The sequence below is a fragment of the Niallia sp. WK069_GA_01 genome, assembly GCF_983173855.1.
In genome coordinates this window covers 2,253,122-2,271,008 of sequence record NZ_OZ470138.1, presented here as the reverse complement: position 1 = coordinate 2,271,008, position 17,887 = coordinate 2,253,122, and the positions used below count along the sequence as shown (strand labels likewise).

General features: G+C 35.9%; 16 protein-coding genes. All 16 read right to left on the bottom strand.

Annotation, left to right across the window (positions count from 1 at the left end):
- Window positions 1-246 precede the first annotated feature (246 nt).
- Entirely contained in the window at window positions 247-1,512 is a 1,266-nt protein-coding gene (locus tag AC5LWL_RS10835; protein ID WP_493434322.1) for a tetratricopeptide repeat protein, read from the bottom strand.
- A gap of 12 nt (window positions 1,513-1,524) precedes the next feature.
- Window positions 1,525-2,433 carry a hypothetical protein gene (locus AC5LWL_RS10830; RefSeq protein WP_493434321.1) on the bottom strand — a complete coding sequence of 303 codons (909 nt, stop codon included), beginning with the start codon at window positions 2,431-2,433 and terminating at the stop codon, window positions 1,525-1,527.
- 138 nt (window positions 2,434-2,571) lie between these two features.
- Entirely contained in the window at window positions 2,572-3,861 is a 1,290-nt protein-coding gene (ltrA, locus tag AC5LWL_RS10825) for a group II intron reverse transcriptase/maturase (RefSeq protein ID WP_493433353.1), read from the bottom strand.
- A 586-nt stretch (window positions 3,862-4,447) separates the two neighbouring features.
- On the bottom strand, window positions 4,448-5,734 hold the full coding sequence (gene aroA, locus AC5LWL_RS10820; protein ID WP_493434320.1) for a 3-phosphoshikimate 1-carboxyvinyltransferase: 1,287 nt from the start codon (window positions 5,732-5,734) through the stop codon (window positions 4,448-4,450).
- Window positions 5,735-5,758: 24 nt separating this feature from the next.
- On the bottom strand, window positions 5,759-6,865 hold the full coding sequence (locus AC5LWL_RS10815; protein ID WP_493434319.1) for a prephenate dehydrogenase: 1,107 nt from the start codon (window positions 6,863-6,865) through the stop codon (window positions 5,759-5,761).
- Window positions 6,866-6,894: 29 nt separating this feature from the next.
- Window positions 6,895-7,998 (bottom strand): histidinol-phosphate transaminase, encoded by a 1,104-nt coding sequence (gene hisC / locus AC5LWL_RS10810; RefSeq protein ID WP_493434318.1) that lies wholly within the window; start codon window positions 7,996-7,998, stop codon window positions 6,895-6,897.
- A 30-nt stretch (window positions 7,999-8,028) separates the two neighbouring features.
- Complete coding sequence (aroH, locus tag AC5LWL_RS10805; RefSeq protein WP_493434317.1) at window positions 8,029-8,397, bottom strand: chorismate mutase; 369 nt, start codon at window positions 8,395-8,397, stop codon at window positions 8,029-8,031.
- Window positions 8,390-9,484 carry a 3-dehydroquinate synthase gene (gene aroB, locus AC5LWL_RS10800; protein WP_493434316.1) on the bottom strand — a complete coding sequence of 365 codons (1,095 nt, stop codon included), beginning with the start codon at window positions 9,482-9,484 and terminating at the stop codon, window positions 8,390-8,392. The genes aroH and aroB overlap by 8 nt, the downstream gene beginning before the upstream one ends.
- Entirely contained in the window at window positions 9,484-10,653 is a 1,170-nt protein-coding gene (aroC, locus tag AC5LWL_RS10795; RefSeq protein WP_493434315.1) for a chorismate synthase, read from the bottom strand. The genes aroB and aroC overlap by 1 nt, the downstream gene beginning before the upstream one ends.
- A gap of 361 nt (window positions 10,654-11,014) precedes the next feature.
- Window positions 11,015-11,794, bottom strand: a complete 780-nt coding sequence (locus AC5LWL_RS10790; RefSeq protein WP_493434314.1) for a CheR family methyltransferase — start codon at window positions 11,792-11,794, stop codon at window positions 11,015-11,017.
- 649 nt (window positions 11,795-12,443) lie between these two features.
- Complete coding sequence (gene ndk / locus AC5LWL_RS10785) at window positions 12,444-12,890, bottom strand: nucleoside-diphosphate kinase (protein WP_493434313.1); 447 nt, start codon at window positions 12,888-12,890, stop codon at window positions 12,444-12,446.
- A 412-nt stretch (window positions 12,891-13,302) separates the two neighbouring features.
- A complete protein-coding gene (gene hepT, locus AC5LWL_RS10780) occupies window positions 13,303-14,265 on the bottom strand; it encodes a heptaprenyl diphosphate synthase component II (RefSeq protein WP_493434312.1) in 963 nt (320 codons plus the stop codon).
- A gap of 70 nt (window positions 14,266-14,335) precedes the next feature.
- Complete coding sequence (locus tag AC5LWL_RS10775; protein WP_493434311.1) at window positions 14,336-15,043, bottom strand: demethylmenaquinone methyltransferase; 708 nt, start codon at window positions 15,041-15,043, stop codon at window positions 14,336-14,338.
- Between the two features lie 6 nt (window positions 15,044-15,049).
- Window positions 15,050-15,847, bottom strand: coding sequence for a heptaprenyl diphosphate synthase component 1 (locus AC5LWL_RS10770; protein ID WP_493434310.1), 798 nt, complete (start codon window positions 15,845-15,847; stop codon window positions 15,050-15,052).
- A 282-nt stretch (window positions 15,848-16,129) separates the two neighbouring features.
- Window positions 16,130-16,693, bottom strand: coding sequence for a GTP cyclohydrolase I FolE (gene folE, locus AC5LWL_RS10765; RefSeq protein ID WP_493434309.1), 564 nt, complete (start codon window positions 16,691-16,693; stop codon window positions 16,130-16,132).
- A gap of 597 nt (window positions 16,694-17,290) precedes the next feature.
- Window positions 17,291-17,563, bottom strand: a complete 273-nt coding sequence (locus AC5LWL_RS10760; protein ID WP_016203034.1) for an HU family DNA-binding protein — start codon at window positions 17,561-17,563, stop codon at window positions 17,291-17,293.
- Between the last annotated feature and the right edge of the window lie 324 nt (window positions 17,564-17,887).

The window sequence follows — 17,887 nt, the reverse complement described above, 5'->3', positions numbered from 1 at the left end:
AATTTTTATGTTTCTTCAAAATTCCCCACCATAAGCGATTGCCCATTTTACTAAAAAGACAACCATTACTTTCTAAAACCTAATAAATTCGCCTTTTTTTACAAGATAAGTTTTAAGATGTAAAGTCTGTCTAGCTCCAGCGCCTGGTCTCAGTGAGTATTGCCTCCAGCCTCTAAAAGTTAATAAACACTTGAGGTTTTCTTCGGGGTAAACAAGGCGCCCCACGCTTTTGTTACAATAAAACAATTAAATCGGTTCATCTGTTAACTGTTCAAGTATTTCCATATACTCAGCATTGCTTGGATCTGTTTCTAATAGCTTATTAAAAATTTCGGCAGCTTCCTTTCTTTTTCCTTCTTCTAAAAGAAAATATCCATAATCATATAGAAATTCTGGAAGTTCTTTAAAATAAGTATATGCTAAATGATATTTGTTTAATGCCTCTGAATATTTTTCTAATCCATGTAAAGATTTTGCTGCATCCCAATGGAATTGTGGTTCTTCTATATCCTGTTGATCCATTAACTCAATCAATTCCATTACATCATCAAATCTGTCTTGTGTTAAAAACAACTTATTTAATACAAGCACTGCCTCTGTAAATTCAGGATCAATTGCCAAGGCTTCACGAAATTGCTGTTCTGCCTTATTTTCATCCGCTAATTTTAATGCTAATTTCCCACCATACAAATATAAATCCTTGTTAAACTCATCCTGTTTTATTCCATCGACTACTTCGTCATAGGCTTCTTTCAGCATCTCTTCCCGCTCATATGCCTTCGCTAAATACAAATAAAGGGAATGGAAAGACGGATCTAATGTTTTTACTTCTTTAAGCTGATGTATTGCCGTTTGTGTTAAACCTGCCTGCAATGCTGTCAGCCCGAAGTTAAACAACGTATTGATCTCTACTTTTTCTGTCAATGCTTTTTCGTAATAAGCTACTGCTTCTTCAAAGGCACCGCCAGCACTTAGATTATCAGCAATCCTTCCGTTAACATTTACTCCGCCAATAACCGTTTCAACTGGAAGCACCACCTTATAGGCATTTATCGCATCAAATATTCTCCCTTGTTCAGAATATAATTCACCTAATGCAAAATCAATAATAACCTCTTCTGGCAAGATTTTTTTTGCTTGTAGCAGCTTTTGTTCACTCACTTCAAACAATCCATCCATTTGATAAAGATCCGCTAATAAAAGAAGTGCCTGCGGAAAACTTGCATCTTGTGGATTTATTTTTTCTAAAATAGAAATAGCTTCTCCTTCATTGCCAAGCTCCATTTCTGCTTCTGCTAATAAGACCAATAGTTCGCCTTCTTCTGGATAAGCTTTTAACAACAATTGAAATAATTGTTTTGCTTCTTCGAGGAACCCTAGCTGAAAAAGTTCTTCTCCTAAAACAAATCGTTCTTCATTCGAACCATTTTTTACTATTTCGTTATAATATTTTAATGCTTTTTCTTGTTGCCCATCTTCTAATAAAGCAATAATTTCATTTACTCTTTCCATGGTTTTCCCTCTCTAGTCTCCCCCTACTGCAAAAAAGGAAGGTACTTTTACTTCTATCTGTTCACCAAAGCCAGGACGAAAATAAACTCTTTCTCCCGCTCGAATACAAACACCTTTATGAATCGTAAAATGTATACTATCATTATGATAATGAAACAAATCATTTTGTTCAATATTTATGATTGAACGATTTATTTCGTAAAGATTATACGTCACCTCTCCTCCTTGATAAACATTTCCTTTAAACGGGTAAACACCCATTTTTACCAAGGAATCATAGGAAATAACATCCCCCTCTTTTATTTCTTCTGTAATCGAAGGGATCTTTACATCTCTTATTAGTGCTTTCCAAGCCTCTAATGTTTTTCTCTTTTCCTGTTCGTCTTCTATTTCTAGAATTGGAATAAGCGGACAATTATATGGAAACATCGACTCCCTTATCCAGCCCCAAGGAATTTTATATAACTCTTTTTTATCCTTTATTTTAATAAAAATAGCTGGGATTTTTTCTTTTTTACACTTTCTGATAAAAGAAGTTGTTAGTAGCTTTAAAGGAATCTTAATACTTATAATATAATCTATCGAGCAATTTAATAAAATATTTTTCATTTGTTTTAGCATTTGCTCTAAATCTTTTTCCCTGTTTATTTCACCGCAGGTTAAAAAGGTTGTGACACCTTTTTTTAAAAAATGATTTTCGATATATTGTTTTTGTTCTTTTGCCGATGCTATTTTTATTAGCTGATTATCAAAAATTATCGGGGTGGGAGTCAGCATATATGGAGCTCCGTCCATTCTAACACAACGATACTTTTGAAAGGAAGGTTTTATCATTTCGATTCGATTCCCATGCACCAAAATAGATGTTTTTGTTATTTTTTGTTTTTTTAAAATATGGATATTTTCAATAATATAAGCCATTAAATCACCACCAGTCATTTTAAGACAAGCTATGATTCTTTTTTTAAATATATGACTAATAATCGAGTAGGAGGCACATTTCCGTGCCGACCTCTCACACCACCGTACGTACCGTTCGGTATACGGCGGTTCGAAAGTTTATGAAATCACCTTCGATAAGGATTTTAAACCTTGATCTTGCCAATATTGATTATTTAATGCAAGATGTAATATAGGGTTGTTTGATAGGCGCCAATATCCCTTACGGGAGTTGGCGTTCTTTTTAGCTTCTTCCTTATATATCCCAAGTTTTACAAGGTTCTTATATTTCGTTTTAACCTTCTTCCACTCTTTCCACCTACACGCTCTTAACCTACGTCTCGTATGACTATCGATTTTATGTGCGTATTGCTTGATATCCGCGATTTTAAAGTAATTTCCCCAACCTTGTATCAGTTGGTTTATTTTCTTCACACGGAATTCCATGCTTACTCCCCAATTTCGGTTGGTCCATTTCTTTAATTTTTCTTCGAACCTTTTCTTCCGCTCTTTTGGCACAAATACTCTAGTTTTCCTTCCTCTTTGGTAGAAGCTTACTCCTAAGAATATCCGTGCTATCGGCTTTCCCACCGCACTTTTCTCCTGATTCACCTTCAACTTCAATTTTCTCTCGATAAATTGAGTGATGCTTTCTTTTATTCGTTCTCCTGCTTTCCTGCTTTTAACGAAAATATTACAATCATCTGCATACCTCACAAATTTGTGCCCACGCTTCTCTAATTCTTTATCTAATTCGTGAAGCATGATGTTGCTCAGTAACGGACTTAATGGGCCACCCTGTGGTGTTCCTTCTGTATTCGGTTTAATTAACCCATTGTCCATCACTCCTGCTTGGAGATATCTTCTGATTAGTTTCAAGGTTGGTTTATCAGTGATCGTTTTCGCGATAAGCGACATGAGTTTGTCATGGTTAACACGGTCGAAGAATTTCTCTAGGTCTATGTCTACGACAAAATTGTAGCCATCTTCGATATATTGTCTTGCTTGTTCTATCGCTTGATGTGCGCTTCTATTTGGTCTAAATCCATAACTATACGAACTAAATTGTTTTTCAAAGATGGGGGTAAGTTTCTGCACAATTGCTTGTTGAATGACTCTGTCTGTCACGGTAGGGATTCCAAGTTTCCTTGTTCCCCCGTTCGGTTTGGGGATATCCACCCTTCTTACTGCTTTTGGTTTATACTTTCCTTCTCTAATAAGTTCTCTAATTTGTTGACCTTCTTCTTTCAAATAAAGGCGAGTAGCTTCTATATCTTTCGCATCGACTCCTGCTGCTCCTTTATTCCTTTCCACCTTCTTGAAAGCATGGTTCAAATTATCTAGTTCTGTTATCTTTATAATTAGACTTACCGTTGATTTCATATTGTTCCCATGCTGTTGAGGTTGCATAAGGCTAACTCCACTCTATCCGAGAAACTCCGGTTTTCCGAACCTTCTTTTCTCGTATAGTCATTTTGTTTCTGTTTCCTCGTTTCCTTATCAATAACTCTAGCACGGTCGCTCCTTTCGTTCCGTCCTTCTCAAATCCTAGATTTGATACTATGACTTCGGCTGACTTCTCTTGATTCAGCTATCTATCACTAGATAGGTTCCCAATAGGATATTCAAGAGACCTCCCGGGGTAAGTTCACTCGCTTTCTCCTCATCTATCTGCCACATTTATTCTCATTTCATCCGGGGATATTTAGGACTTCATTTTGTTTAGCAAACTCGTCCTGAAATGAAAACCTCTAATGTGATTCGTATACCTCAGACCAAGGATTTGTCTAGGGCTTCCTTCAGATTCCGCGTCACCACGGACACCCTTGCCTTCGACTAATGGTTCGCATATCCCAACGCCCATAGCGGACTTGCACCGCCTAGCTAGTGAACATGCCCGGCACACTAAAAAAACTCAGTCATATGAACTGAGTCAATTTATTAAAATAGGAAGAGCTAGAACACTGTTTTTATATGGACTGAGTCTTTTCTTCCATTACATTAAGCTGTTTAAATGCTCAAAAAATGATGGATAAGAAACAGAAATTGCCTCAGCATTTTCCAGACTAAGCTCCCCTTCGCAAATAACGGATGCAACTGCAAGCATCATGCCAATGCGGTGGTCTCCATGGCTGTCTACAGCAGCTCCTTTAAGAGGAGTACCTCCATTAATAATCATACCGTCCTCTGTTGCTGTTATATCAGCACCCAATTTCTTTAATTCATTTACCACTGTATCAATTCGATTTGTTTCTTTTACTTTTAATTCATGGGCATCCTTAATAATAGTCGTCCCGTTAGCTTGCGTTGCCAATAAAGCAATAATCGGAATCTCATCAATTAATCGAGGAATAATATCTCCCTCTATCGTTATTCCAGAAAGACTGCTCGATGTCACAACAAGATCGCCAACTGGCTCAAATACTTCTGCTTCATTTAAATTTATTTCTACCTGAGCGCCCATTCTCTCCAATACATCCATGATTCCAGTACGCGTTGGGTTTAATCCGACATTTTTTAAGCTAATTTGACTATTCGGTACAATGCATCCTGCCACTAAAAAGAAGGCTGCGGAAGAAATATCCCCAGGAACAAGAATATCTGTACCTGTTAAGGTTTGTCCGCCTTGAATATGTATCTTTTTACCTTCAATTGTTACGTTGCCGCCAAAGCGTTTAATCATTCTCTCTGTATGATCTCTTGTAGAAACAGGTTCAATAACCGTTGTTATGCCATCTGCTTGTAGACCAGCAAATAAAATAGCAGACTTTACTTGCGCACTTGCAACAGGCAATTGATAAGAGATGCTTTTTAAATGACCGCCCCTGATAGATATTGGAGTAAACTCCCCATTATTTCTACCATCAATTTTTGCTTCCATCGTACGCAATGGATTAACCACTCTTGTCATTGGTCTTTTCCCAATTGAAGAATCACCGATTAAAGTACTATGAAAATCCCTTCCAGAAAGAATTCCTGACAGGAGACGAATGGTTGTTCCTGAATTACCGACATCCAACACCTCTTTTGGTTCCAGCAATCCATCTAAACCATTGCCATCAATAATAACATTTCCTTCTTTATGCTCAATGGCTACTCCAAGCTTTTGGAAACAAGAAATAGTGCTTAAGCAGTCATCTCCCATTAAAAAATTTGCAACTGTTGTTCTTCCCTTTGCGATTGCTCCAAACATGACAGATCGATGGGAAATAGATTTATCTCCCGGAATAAAAAGCTCACCTTGTAAGCTTGTCGGACTTGCATTTAATTTTATTGGTTTCATTCATATCACCTTTTTATCCATTAATTACTTTTCAATCGTTGTTTCGTAAGCAGAATAGCGTGCAATGCATTTTTGTGCTCGTATTCTGTCTTTATCTGTTTGAAAACTAATGACTAAGATACCATTTATTTCTTCTCTTGTTTCCACAATACGTATATTCGTTATGCTTATTTTTTCCTTTGCTAAAAAACCGGTTATTTCCGAAATAACTCCAGGAAAATCGGGAACATCTACATATAAATCATAAAACGCAGGAATCGCACCTCTTTGATTTTGAGGAAGCTCATCCCTTACATTTTTTGCATGTTGAAAATAGTTAAACAATGCATCCGAGTTTTCTTCTTTAATCAAGGAAATTACTTTATCCATTTCTTTTTGCCAATCATTTAAAAGATACAATAATACTTCCTTATTATGCAATAAAATATCGCGCCACATAGATGGGCTGCTTGAAGCAATTCTCGTTATATCTCTAAACCCGCCAGCTGCAAGTCTTGTGACAAGTTCATTCGTTTTACTTGTTTGATCTGCTTGATGCACTAAGGATGTGGCAACAATATGCGGCAAATGACTAATAACCCCAGTCAATAAATCATGTTCCTTTGGTGAAATAATCAAAAATCTTGCTTTTGTACCTTCTAACCAGCTGATTAGCCGATTGACTTCCACTTCTTTTGTATGGGAATCAGGGGTTAATAGATAAAAGGCATTTTCAAAAAGCAATTCTTTTGCTGCAGAAACTCCACTTTTATGAGATCCAGCCATCGGATGACCGCCAATAAAAGTAACACCTTTATTTAACAGAATTTGCGCCTTTTGCATAATTTGTCCCTTTGTACTTCCCACATCCGTTATAATAACTTCTTTTTTTAAAGGAAATGCAGCCAGCATCTTAATAATTGTTTCTGCTTCCTTTACAGGAGTAGCAATTAAAATTAAATCTGCATCTATCGCTCCAGCTTTAATGGAGTCAACATTCTCATCTATAACACCCAGCATTTTTCCGAGCTTGACATTATGTGCTGAAACATCGTATCCAACAATAAAACTTTGCGGATGCCTTTCTTTTATACATAAAGCTAATGAACCACCAATTAGTCCCAATCCTATTATGAAGACGCGGCCATTCACATTCCTCACCGCCTTCTTCTTTTATAAAATTACAAAACAGCTGCCTTCTCTTCTATAAACTGAGACATTACTTTTAACAATCCTTCATTTTGTTCTTTAGAGCCAACTGTAATCCGTACAGACGTTGGGAAATTTAACGGCACTCCAGAACGAACGATATATCCATTTCTCATAAAGTATTGAAAAACTTCATTACCATCTGTTTTAAAATCGATTAAAACGAAATTAGTTTGGGATGGATAAAAGGAAAGTCCATGTTCCTCACAAAATGAATAAAATTGTTCCAAACCTTCTCTGTTTTTCTGTTTACAATTCTCAACAAATTCCTGATCATCTAACGCAGCTTTAGTTGCAATTTGCCCCAAAGTATTTACATTAAACGGCTCTCTAATTGGCTCTAGCGTAGTTATTAGTTTTTCATTCGCAATGCCGTACCCTACACGCAAGCTTGCAAGACCATATATTTTTGAGAAGGTTCTTAAAACGATTAAGTTTTCGAACTGTTTCGCTAGCTTAACGCCATCATAATAATCTTCTGCGACTACATATTCGTAATATGCTTCATCCAAAACAACCAATACATCTTTTGATACGGCGTTTAAAAAGTTTACTAGTTTTTCTTCTGTTATATACGTACCGGTTGGATTATTAGGACTGCAAAGCCAAACAACACTTGTATTCTCATCAATCGCTTGAAGCATTTCATCTAAATCATGATTTCCTTCACTTGTTAATGGAATTTCTCTTACTTCGGCTCCATCGACAATCGCATTATGCTTATATTGACCGAATGTATGAGTTGCCATCACTGTGTTTAAACCCGGTCTTAATAAAGCACGGGATATCATTAAAATAATTTCGTCCGAACCATTTCCAAGCACTAATTCCTGCGGAGAAACTTGTAAAAATTCTGCTAATGCCAAACGCAAATTGGTTGCATAGCCATCTGGGTATAAAGCAAAAGAACCGTCCACATTTTTCAGTGCTTCCATTACTTTAGATGAGCTGCCAAACGGATTTTCATTCGATGCAAGCTTTACAATTTCCTCTAAATTAAACTGCTTTTTTACTTCCTCGATTGTTTTTCCTGGTTGATAAGCGGTTAAATTTAGTAGTTGCTCTTTCCATTTCATGCTTTTCACCTCAGATTATAATTTCAATTCTTAATAATTTTCTTTTAAGTCCGGTCTAAGCTGGATTGCGTTTTCCAAATAAACATGCTTTATGTCCTTTTGTGAAACAGCTGTATTTACATGAAACATGATGCGAACACATTTTTTCAACGATAAAGGTACATCCATTTCTTTCATGCACATTACTGGTACATACGTCCAGCCTTCTTGTAGACGAATAACTTTAGCAGGGAAAGCAGCAGTAATATCATCCGTGACCGAAACAAACGCAGATGCAACATCATCGGCTTGTATATCATTTAATGAAATCATTTCTTTTACAAGTCGTTCCGTTGCCTGAAGGATCGTTTTTTCTTCATTTTTTTCTACGGTAATTGCTCCCCGCACTCCTCTAATCATTTACATTCTCCCCATCCATAAATAATTGTAGCTCTTGTTTTAGCTCTACTTCTCCAATTTTTTCGATAACCGGATTTCCAATGCTCTCTAACAATACAAAGTGAATCTCCCCATTAAAGGATTTTTTATCTTGTTTCATCCGTTTAATTAATTTGTCTATTTCCAAATGGTCTGGAATCTGTGTATCGTAGTTTAGCTTTGTCAACCAGTTTAGCAGTTGCTTTATAGAAAAATCGAGACCAAGCTTCTTTTTGCTTATTTTTAACGCGAAGACCATGCCAATTACAATTGCTTCTCCGTGTGTGATATTGCCATAACCCATTTCTGCCTCAATTGCATGTCCCAGCGTATGACCAAAGTTCAAATAGGCACGCACTCCAGCTTCTTTTTCATCTTGGCTGACAATATCCGCTTTTACTTCAATTCCTCTTTTTAATAAAGAAGACCATGTTTGCTCTGGAACAACCGAAAAATCTGTTATATCTTCCAAAAGCATGGAGTAAAAATGAAAATCACTAATTAAAGCATGCTTCATCACTTCTCCAAATCCGGATTTAACCTCTTTTAGAGGCAATGTTTGAATATAGGAAGTGTTATATATAACCGCTTCTGGCTGATAAAATGCCCCAATCATATTTTTGCCTTGAGGATGATTGATTGCTACTTTTCCACCAACAGCACTATCATGAGCCAAAATAGTTGTTGGCAATTGAATAAACGGGATTCCACGCATATAAGTTGCAGCTACAAAGCCAGCTAAATCTCCAACTGCTCCACCACCAAGTGCTAACACAAACGATTTACGATCCAGATTTTGCTGCAGCGCAAATGTTAAGCAATCATAAAAAACATCGAATGTTTTTGCTTTTTCTCCTGCTGGCACAGTATATGTAACAACAGAAAAAGACGCTAATTCATCCATTAGAGAAGCTAAATGAAGCTTCTCTACTGTCTCATCGGTTATGACTAATATTTTTGTCATATCTGGATAATGACTATGTAACATAGCTGGTAAAAAGGATTGGGCATTTTCTCCTATCAGAACATCATACAGCTTAGATTCTGTTTTAACGGAAACTTTATCCATTAAAATTCCCTCGCATATTGACGATGATCATTGATATTATTCAATAAAGCATCAAATCTATCCGCATAAAACTGGTCGATAATAGCACAAGCCAATTCCCATGCAATAACATTTTCTGCAACTACTGCTGCAGCCGGAACTGCACAGCTATCCGATCTTTCAATACTTGCTGCAAATGGTTCTTTTGTATCGATATCCACGCTTTTTAACGGCTTATACAGTGTTGGAATGGGTTTCATTACACCTCTAACAACAATAGGCATTCCCGTTGTCATTCCGCCTTCTAGACCACCTAATCTATTCGTCTGACGAGTGTATCCTTTTTCTTCATCCCAAATAATTTCATCATGCACTTCACTGCCTGGTTTTCTTGCGGCTTCAAAGCCAATGCCAAATTCTACGCCTTTAAATGCATTGATGCTCATGATAGCACCAGCAAGTTTTGCATCCAGCTTACGGTCATAATGAACATAACTGCCTACACCTGTTGGCATGCCTTCCACAATAACTTCGACAATTCCACCGATGGAATCACCATTTGTTTTCGCATCATCAATTGCCTTCATCATTTGTTTTTCTGCTATTGGATCTAAACAACGAACTGGTGATTTTTCTGATACTTCAATAACTTTATCAATGGAATCATATTGAATCGCTTCAGATTTCACACCGCCAATTTCTACTACATGTGAAGCTATTTTAATTCCAAGAAGGGAAAGTAGTTTTTTGCCGACTGCTCCAGCTGCTACCCTTACCGTTGTTTCTCTTGCAGATGATCTTTCTAATACATTTCTCATATCTCGATGACCATATTTAATTGCCCCGTTTAGGTCAGCATGGCCTGGTCTTGGTCGAGTAATTTTTCGTTTAATTTCTGTTTCTTCTTCATCGATTGGCTCTTGTCCCATAATTTTTGTCCAATGCTTCCAATCATTATTTTCAACAATCAAAGATACGGGTGAACCTAATGTGTATCCGTGTCTGATTCCTCCGCCAATTTCCACCGTGTCTGTTTCAATTTGCATTCTTCTGCCACGTCCATGGCCCTTTTGTCTTCTTGCTAATTCCTCGTTAATATCTGTTGCAAGTAATGGCATTCCCGCAGGAAGACCCTCTATAATTGTAATAAGTTTGGGACCATGTGATTCCCCTGAAGTTAAATATCTCATTTATCGAATCCTTTCTCCCTTCAACGCTTTAAAGTAAATATGTTTCAATATAACATACGTTTGATCATAAAAATAGTGAAAATATAAAAATTATAAAAAAAATTGCTTTTTACAGTTAAAACACCAGAATATTTTTACTTTTATGAGTTTTAGGTTTTCATTCTATTATTTGTTTGTTAGCAAAAAAAGATTCTGTCTGCAGCGTCCATATTTGTTGTAGTAAAAAAGGTAGGGATGTCACTTTTTTTGGGACTGCTCACAACTATTTGTGCATACCCTCGCTTTTTTCATCATAGAAAATTTTAAAATAAATGCCCTCGCAGCAAATTTTTAATCGTTAGTGGAGATAATGAGAGAGTGTTTATGTGATTTTTTTGTAAAAAAAGGTATCTTCTGTTTCTAATCCATATTTACGTGGATTAAAAATCTGCTCCGTACTTCCTACGAAAAAAATGCCTCCTGGACGTAAAGCGGCTGCAAATTTTTGATATAATAAATCTTTTGCCTCTTCTGTAAAATAAATAAGAACATTGCGACAAATAATTAAATCAAAAGATTCCTGGAAAGGATCTGCTAATAAATTTTGTTTCTGAAAAACTACCGATTTTTTTACTTCTGCACCTACTTCATAAAAGCTTCCATTTTGGTTAAAATATTTGTCTTTTTGATTAAGAGGCACTTCATTTAATGCTCTTTCTACGTAGAGCCCAGCTTGCGCTTTTTTGATTGCGTTTATATCTATATCAGTTGCTAGTATAGTATACTTTGAAAAAGGTAAGCTATTGGCAAGAATCATCGAAATAGTATATGGCTCTTCACCAGTTGAACAGGCAGCACTCCATACCTTAAGCTTTGCTCCACCTTTTTTTATTAGCGAAGGGAGTATCTTTTTCTCTAATACTTCCCATCTTTTATAGTTTCGATAAAATTCTGATACATTTATTGTCATTCGATCTAATAATTCTTCTAATAGTTCCTTATTTTTGCGAATTGCCTGAAAGTATTCATAAAAGGATGTAAAGCCTCTTTTTACATAAAGAGACGTTAGTCTTCTTTTCATTTGCGCTTCCTTATACAAGGATAAGTCGATTCCTGATGTTTTATAAAAATCCCTTACAAAATCCTCATAATCTTTTTCCATTCTTTTCCCTCACTAAATCACACAGTTTTTCTTTTTTATAGTATAAACGATAACAATAGAAAAGGGGGGATATAATTTATCTAATCTATTATTATCACCCCTCTTTTACCTCCTTAAGCTTCTTTCATTCGTTTACAAACTTTGATAGCTATAGATACGTTAAGAAAAGCACGTGGCGCCTTGAACAGCTCTGAAAACTCAGGAAAGTGCTTTTTACTTTTAGAAGCATGGGAGGAATACTCACTGGGACTGGCTGCTTGCGCTAGACACTCACCTAAGTTCAAAGCTTCTATTGTTTAGCAACCATACCTTGTAATGAAATCCGAAAACAGATTGCTTGTAACGGAGGGTAGGAAGGCTAAAGACCCAACAACCGCAAGGCAACGATGAGGAGGAGGCTCAAGCGTTGCCCCGCGGAAAGCAACCTCCACAATAAAAAACAAGCCTCCCATTTTATTGTTCTAAACCGATTCCTATTAAGATTTGCAAATGAATTTGAAGGTGCGAAGTTTGAGTTTCTCCCCTTTAAATAAAAACAGGCATTCTCCTATTAAAAACCGTAAAAAAAGACACTTGAATATTCAAGCATCTTTGTTTTGCTCCCCTATTATGGGCACTAAATCCGTCAAGAAATTTTATCTTGTCTGAATTAATAAACCCAGCTATTCGCAGCTTTTTGATACTCTATTAATTCCTCAGCTTTAAAAAACAATGCAATTTCTCTTGCGGCACTTTCCGGGCTGTCTGAACCATGGATAATATTTTTGCGCATCACTACCCCGAAATCGCCGCGAATCGTACCCGGCAATGCTTCTAGTGGGTTTGTTTTCCCCATCATTAGTCGTGATTTTGCAATAACATCTTCCCCTTGCCAAACCATAGCAAAAACTGGTCCAGAAGTAATAAAATTCACTAATTCAGAAAAAAATGGCTTTCCTACATGTTCTTGATAATGTTTTTCAGCCAATTCTTGTGATACATTCATTAGTTTAGCTCCTGCTAACTGGAAGCCTTTTTGTTCAAAACGTTCCATAATTTTGCCTATCAGATTTCTTTGTACTCCATCTGGCTTTACCATTAAAAACGTTTTCTCCATAAGCTCACTCCTATATCATAATTAGAAAAGTGCGGGGCGCCTTGTTTAGCCCCGAATAAAAATGTTCTCCTGACTCCGGAAAGTGCTTTTCCTTTTAAAGGTTATGCACACGCTCAATTAGTCCGCAGCCTGCATACACTTCACTTTCCATAGGTCTATACGTTTGAGTCTCCTCGAAGTAAGCTCCGGCAGAGTCTCACCCTGTCTCGAAATTCCCATAGGAGTCTTCATATCTTCGACCCTGCTCTGTGTTTCACAGCATAGTTGAATAAAACAAACTAGAAAACTGCTAAAATTATGTATTCATGATAGAAGACGTAGTTAGTTCTTTTCTTTTGCCATAGTGTAAATTATTTGTATGGATGTTTACCAAAAAAACATTACCATAAATTTGTTTCTTTTGCAAAAAATTCTAATATTTCCGCTTACCAAGATATTTTGCTATATTTATTAATGCTTTTTTGGATCGGTTATTCGGCAAATCTTCAATCGATTTTAATGCCTTTTCTAAATATAAATTGCTAATTTCTAATGAACGTTCAATAGCATCTGAGTTTTTAATCAGATCAATAATTTCTTGTAAATCCTGCTTTTTCATATCTTCATGAACTTGAATCACTTTATCGCGGACTTCTTTATTTTCCATAGCAAAAAGAACAGGCAATGTAATATTCCCTTGCAGTAGATCTCCTCCAGCCGGCTTTCCCAAGTCCTTTTCTGTTGCGACAAAATCAAGAACATCATCAATAATTTGATAAGACATTCCAACATAATACCCAAAGTGATAAAGCTTCCTTTGATATTTTTCTTCCACATCAGAAACAATAGCACCTACTAAAGAACTCGCTGAAATTAATAGAGCTGTTTTTCTTTTTATTCTGCGAAAATAATCTTTTATATTTTGATCGAATCGATATTTGTCTTTTATTTGTTCAATTTCTCCGATACAAACTTCTACAATAGTATTTGCTAGTACTTTATGTGCAGCAGGCTTATCAATATCACTCATTATTTCTAATGATCTGGCAAAAATATAATCTCCTGTATACATAGCGATTTTATTATCCCATTTCGCCTTAATTGTAGGTTGTCCTCTGCGCAAGTCAGCATTATCTATTACATCATCATGAACTAATGATGCCATATGTATCAATTCTAGCGAAACAGCAGCCTTTGTTATAGAAATTCTATCAAAATCCCCAAATTGTCCTGCAAGCAGAACAAATATTGGACGTATCCTTTTTCCGCCTGCTTGCAGTAGATGCATGGAAGACTCCCGTAATAGGGTAGAATCAGCATTTACTGTTTCTTCTAGTGTTTTTTCAATCAAATCAAGATCCGAATTCAAAAATGAATACATCATTTTTAATTTCACTAACTACTCACCTGTCTTTTACTTTCTGTACGAAAGAAGCATTTGGAAAAGCAACTATCTTACAGAAACTTTATTTTTCTTTACTCCCTATGTGCACAGCTGCAACTCCGCCGCTATATGCTTTGTACGAGACATTTATTAAGCCAGCTTGCTTAAACATATCTGCAAGTTCCTTCATTCCTGGAAAATCTCGTGCTGATTCTTGCAGCCAAGAATATTCTTTATAACTTTTTGCAAACATCTTTCCGAATAGAGGCATCACATATCGAAAATAAAAATAGTAGCATTGTTTAAAAACAGGCATAGTCGGCTGAGACGTTTCTAAGCAGACAACTAATCCACCAGGCTTTACTACTCTTCTCATTTCTTTTAGCACTTGGAGATAATCTGGTACATTTCGTAAACCAAAGCCGATTGTTACATAATTAAAATGATTATCTGGAAACGGAAGCTCCATTGCATTGCCATGTATTAAACGTACATTATCATATTTTTTTGTTTTTTCTTTACCGATGCTTAACATATTTTCACTAAAATCCAACCCAGTTACATGGCCATTTGGACCAACAGACTCTGCCAAGCTGATAGTCCAATCAGCGGTACCACAGCAAACATCTAAGGCAGATGATCCCTTTGACACATTCATTTTTTTCATCGTATCTTTACGCCAGATCTTATGCTGCTGAAAACTAATCAATGTGTTCATTTTATCATAATTACCATATATTTTTTCAAATACATGATGTACTTTTTCTTCCTTTGATTGCTGTTGCTGCATTACCTATTACCCTTCTTCCGCATACAATTGTAGTTGTTTACATTCACTTAAAATACGCTGTACCTTCTCTTTTAATATGCTGCTTATAGACTTAGGAAGCATTTCGACTGCCTTTGCCAATTGATTCTCGGCAGACAGGAGAGTATTTTCTAAATTATGAAGAATTGTTGATTTCCTAGATGCTTTTGCATTCTTTTTCTCTAATGACATTCTCTCTAACACAATAGACTTTCCTGTTTGTAGATATGTATTTTTTTCTCGTAATAATCTGTTTATCACCAAAATGTGACGAGAATATTCTTTCCATTCTTCTAATTCAAAACGAGTTAAAAGTTTATTTAATAAAGAAAACTCCACTATTTCTATGCTATTTAAAAGTTGTTTTAGATTTCCTGCCGATTGTTGGTAAAGGATAATCTTATGCTCATTAATTTCCTTAATTGCTTCAGCAAATATTTTGATCATAGTAATATCACCAACATCTGCTAACAGTTTATAATAATGGCCGCTATAATAATCTCCTGCTAAAACAGTCAGCTGCCTGTTCTTTTCTATTTCACCACTGATGCTGTTATTTGTAACAAGTTCATGGGTATCAAGGGCAATTTGAATTAACATTGTTGTCATTGCGTATATCTCTACTTCTTTATCTGACAGTTTCGAATCATTTAATGCAGCAACTGTTAAAAGAAGTTTATCCTCATCCACGTATGGTTTTGGAATATGCTGAAACAGATAAGCATGAGATATTTTCTTAAAAATTTCTTCTCTCACTTTATCCACCATTTCTTGTGTATTTGCCATCTTATCACCCTTGTTCCCCTAATATTTTCAAAATTTGACAAATGCTCACTTTCATCCTTGTTTGCGTATCTAAAACCTTTCTCACCAACTCACTAAACACCGCAGATATTTTGTATCAAGGCATCAAAGAATTTCATTAAACAAAGAAGTATGCAAGTAACACACTTGTCTATATTCTAATTTATTCATCCACTATTTTATGTTTAAAGACTCGATAATTATAACATAAAAATCGGTTTAATTTATATGAAACGCCTCAGGCTAGCAAAGTCTATCTATTCCTTATTTCAAAAAAGACAATACTTCTGCTCTTGCATCAGCATTTTCAGCATATCTTCCACGTACAGCTGTTGTAATGGTTTTTGTACCAGGTTTATTGACACCTCTCATAGTCATGCACATATGCTCTGCTTCAATTACAACCATCACTCCATGAGGTTCTAGCATTTCATTAATGGTATCAGCAACGGTTGTTGTAATTCTTTCTTGCAATTGCGGTCTTTTTGCTACTGACTCTACCGCTCTTGCTAATTTACTTAATCCGGTCACTTTTCCATTTCTCGGAATATACGCTACGTGAGCTAATCCATAAAACGGAACCAAATGATGTTCACACATGCTATAAAAGGGGATATCCTTCACTAACACAAGCTCTTCATGATCTTCCCCAAAAATTGTTTGAAAATATTCTTTTGGATTTTCCTGCAGTCCTGAAAAGATTTCACTGTACATCTTCGCTACTCTTGCAGGAGTATCTAGTAAACCTTCTCTATGAGGATCTTCTCCAATTGCTTCTAAGATTAATTTTACTGCTTCTTCAATTTGCGCCAAGTTTACTTTAGCCATTCTTCTTCCTCCTAAAGCCTTTCATTCCGTACATCTCTACCCATATTAGCATATTAAAGCATGTAAAACTACGAAAGGTCAATCTAGATTTAATTTTATATGTACCATGCTAAATAACATTACTACGTTTCATTCATTTAGCTAAATAATCATTCTGCTTCTGCCAACACTTCTAAAAATACATACAATAAGGAGGGTAATATAAAAGCGGTAGTTTGTCGACTGTTTATTTGCTTTTCTGCCGAAGAGGTAATATAGATCAAAGCACGGGGCGCCTTGTTTTGCCCCGATAAAAAATGTTCTCCAGACTCCAAAAGTGTTTTTACTTTTAAAGTTCGGAAGCAATACTCACTGAAGTTAGTCCCTGTCCGGCTAAATACACGTAAAGAGGAAAATCGACTAACTACGCAACATCCTTTTTCAGCATCGATTGACTCGCGTCCTGCGAACCTTATGTCTTTGCCAGCAGTTGTACATCCTTTACATCAGAGCTAGACAGCAGTCAAACTTCAGAAGACTTATACTGTCTTATCTTTATAAAAAGAAAAAACCGCGAAGATTCGCGGTTTTCATTGAAATACGTTGCAATGTATGTAATTACTTCACTGCGTCTTTAAGTGCTTTACCTGGTTTAAAAGCAGGAACTTTACTTGCTGCAATTTCAATTTCTTCACCTGTTTGAGGATTGCGTCCTTTACGTGCTGCACGCTCACGTACCTCAAAGTTACCAAAACCGATAAGTTGTACCTTATCCCCATCTTTTAAAGCATTTAAGATTGTATCGAAAACAGCGTCAACTGCTTTAGTAGCGTCTTTTTTTGATAATTCACTTGCTTCAGCAACTGCATTGATTAATTCTGTCTTGTTCATGCCTTTCACCTCCTCCCAAATGTTTCAAATAAATCTTTCCATTACATTCCTATCATTATTTGTAAACAAATTATCGGAATTATATACGTCATCCCGAACTTTTTCTTAAACATGGACTATATTAGTGCATTTAAAAGAATAATTCAAGTAAAAAGCTATCCACCATATCTTTTGTGCTTTTAATGACGCTAATTCCTTTAAAAGATTATCATAATCAATTAAGCTTATCAAGAAATTTCATATAAAGATAGCTATCTTTTCTTATTTTGATATAAAAATGTAATACATGTATTATTTTCTTCATTTATCTTTTCGACCTTCTTT

Bases quoted from the DNA above. Each gene is read 5' to 3' on its own strand.
- AC5LWL_RS10835 (WP_493434322.1), bottom strand. From the start codon at position 1,512: ATGGAAAGAGTAAATGAAATTATTGCTTTATTAGAAGATGGGCAACAA.
- AC5LWL_RS10830 (WP_493434321.1), bottom strand. From the start codon at position 2,433: ATGGCTTATATTATTGAAAATATCCATATTTTAAAAAAACAAAAAATA.
- ltrA (WP_493433353.1), bottom strand. From the start codon at position 3,861: ATGCAACCTCAACAGCATGGGAACAATATGAAATCAACGGTAAGTCTA.
- aroA (WP_493434320.1), bottom strand. From the start codon at position 5,734: ATGAAACCAATAAAATTAAATGCAAGTCCGACAAGCTTACAAGGTGAG.
- hisC (WP_493434318.1), bottom strand. From the start codon at position 7,998: ATGAAATGGAAAGAGCAACTACTAAATTTAACCGCTTATCAACCAGGA.
- aroH (WP_493434317.1), bottom strand. From the start codon at position 8,397: ATGATTAGAGGAGTGCGGGGAGCAATTACCGTAGAAAAAAATGAAGAA.
- aroB (WP_493434316.1), bottom strand. From the start codon at position 9,484: ATGGATAAAGTTTCCGTTAAAACAGAATCTAAGCTGTATGATGTTCTG.
- aroC (WP_493434315.1), bottom strand. From the start codon at position 10,653: ATGAGATATTTAACTTCAGGGGAATCACATGGTCCCAAACTTATTACA.
- AC5LWL_RS10790 (WP_493434314.1), bottom strand. From the start codon at position 11,794: ATGGAAAAAGATTATGAGGATTTTGTAAGGGATTTTTATAAAACATCA.
- ndk (WP_493434313.1), bottom strand. From the start codon at position 12,890: ATGGAGAAAACGTTTTTAATGGTAAAGCCAGATGGAGTACAAAGAAAT.
- AC5LWL_RS10775 (WP_493434311.1), bottom strand. From the start codon at position 15,043: ATGCAGCAACAGCAATCAAAGGAAGAAAAAGTACATCATGTATTTGAA.
- AC5LWL_RS10770 (WP_493434310.1), bottom strand. From the start codon at position 15,847: ATGGCAAATACACAAGAAATGGTGGATAAAGTGAGAGAAGAAATTTTT.
- folE (WP_493434309.1), bottom strand. From the start codon at position 16,693: ATGGCTAAAGTAAACTTGGCGCAAATTGAAGAAGCAGTAAAATTAATC.
- AC5LWL_RS10760 (WP_016203034.1), bottom strand. From the start codon at position 17,563: ATGAACAAGACAGAATTAATCAATGCAGTTGCTGAAGCAAGTGAATTA.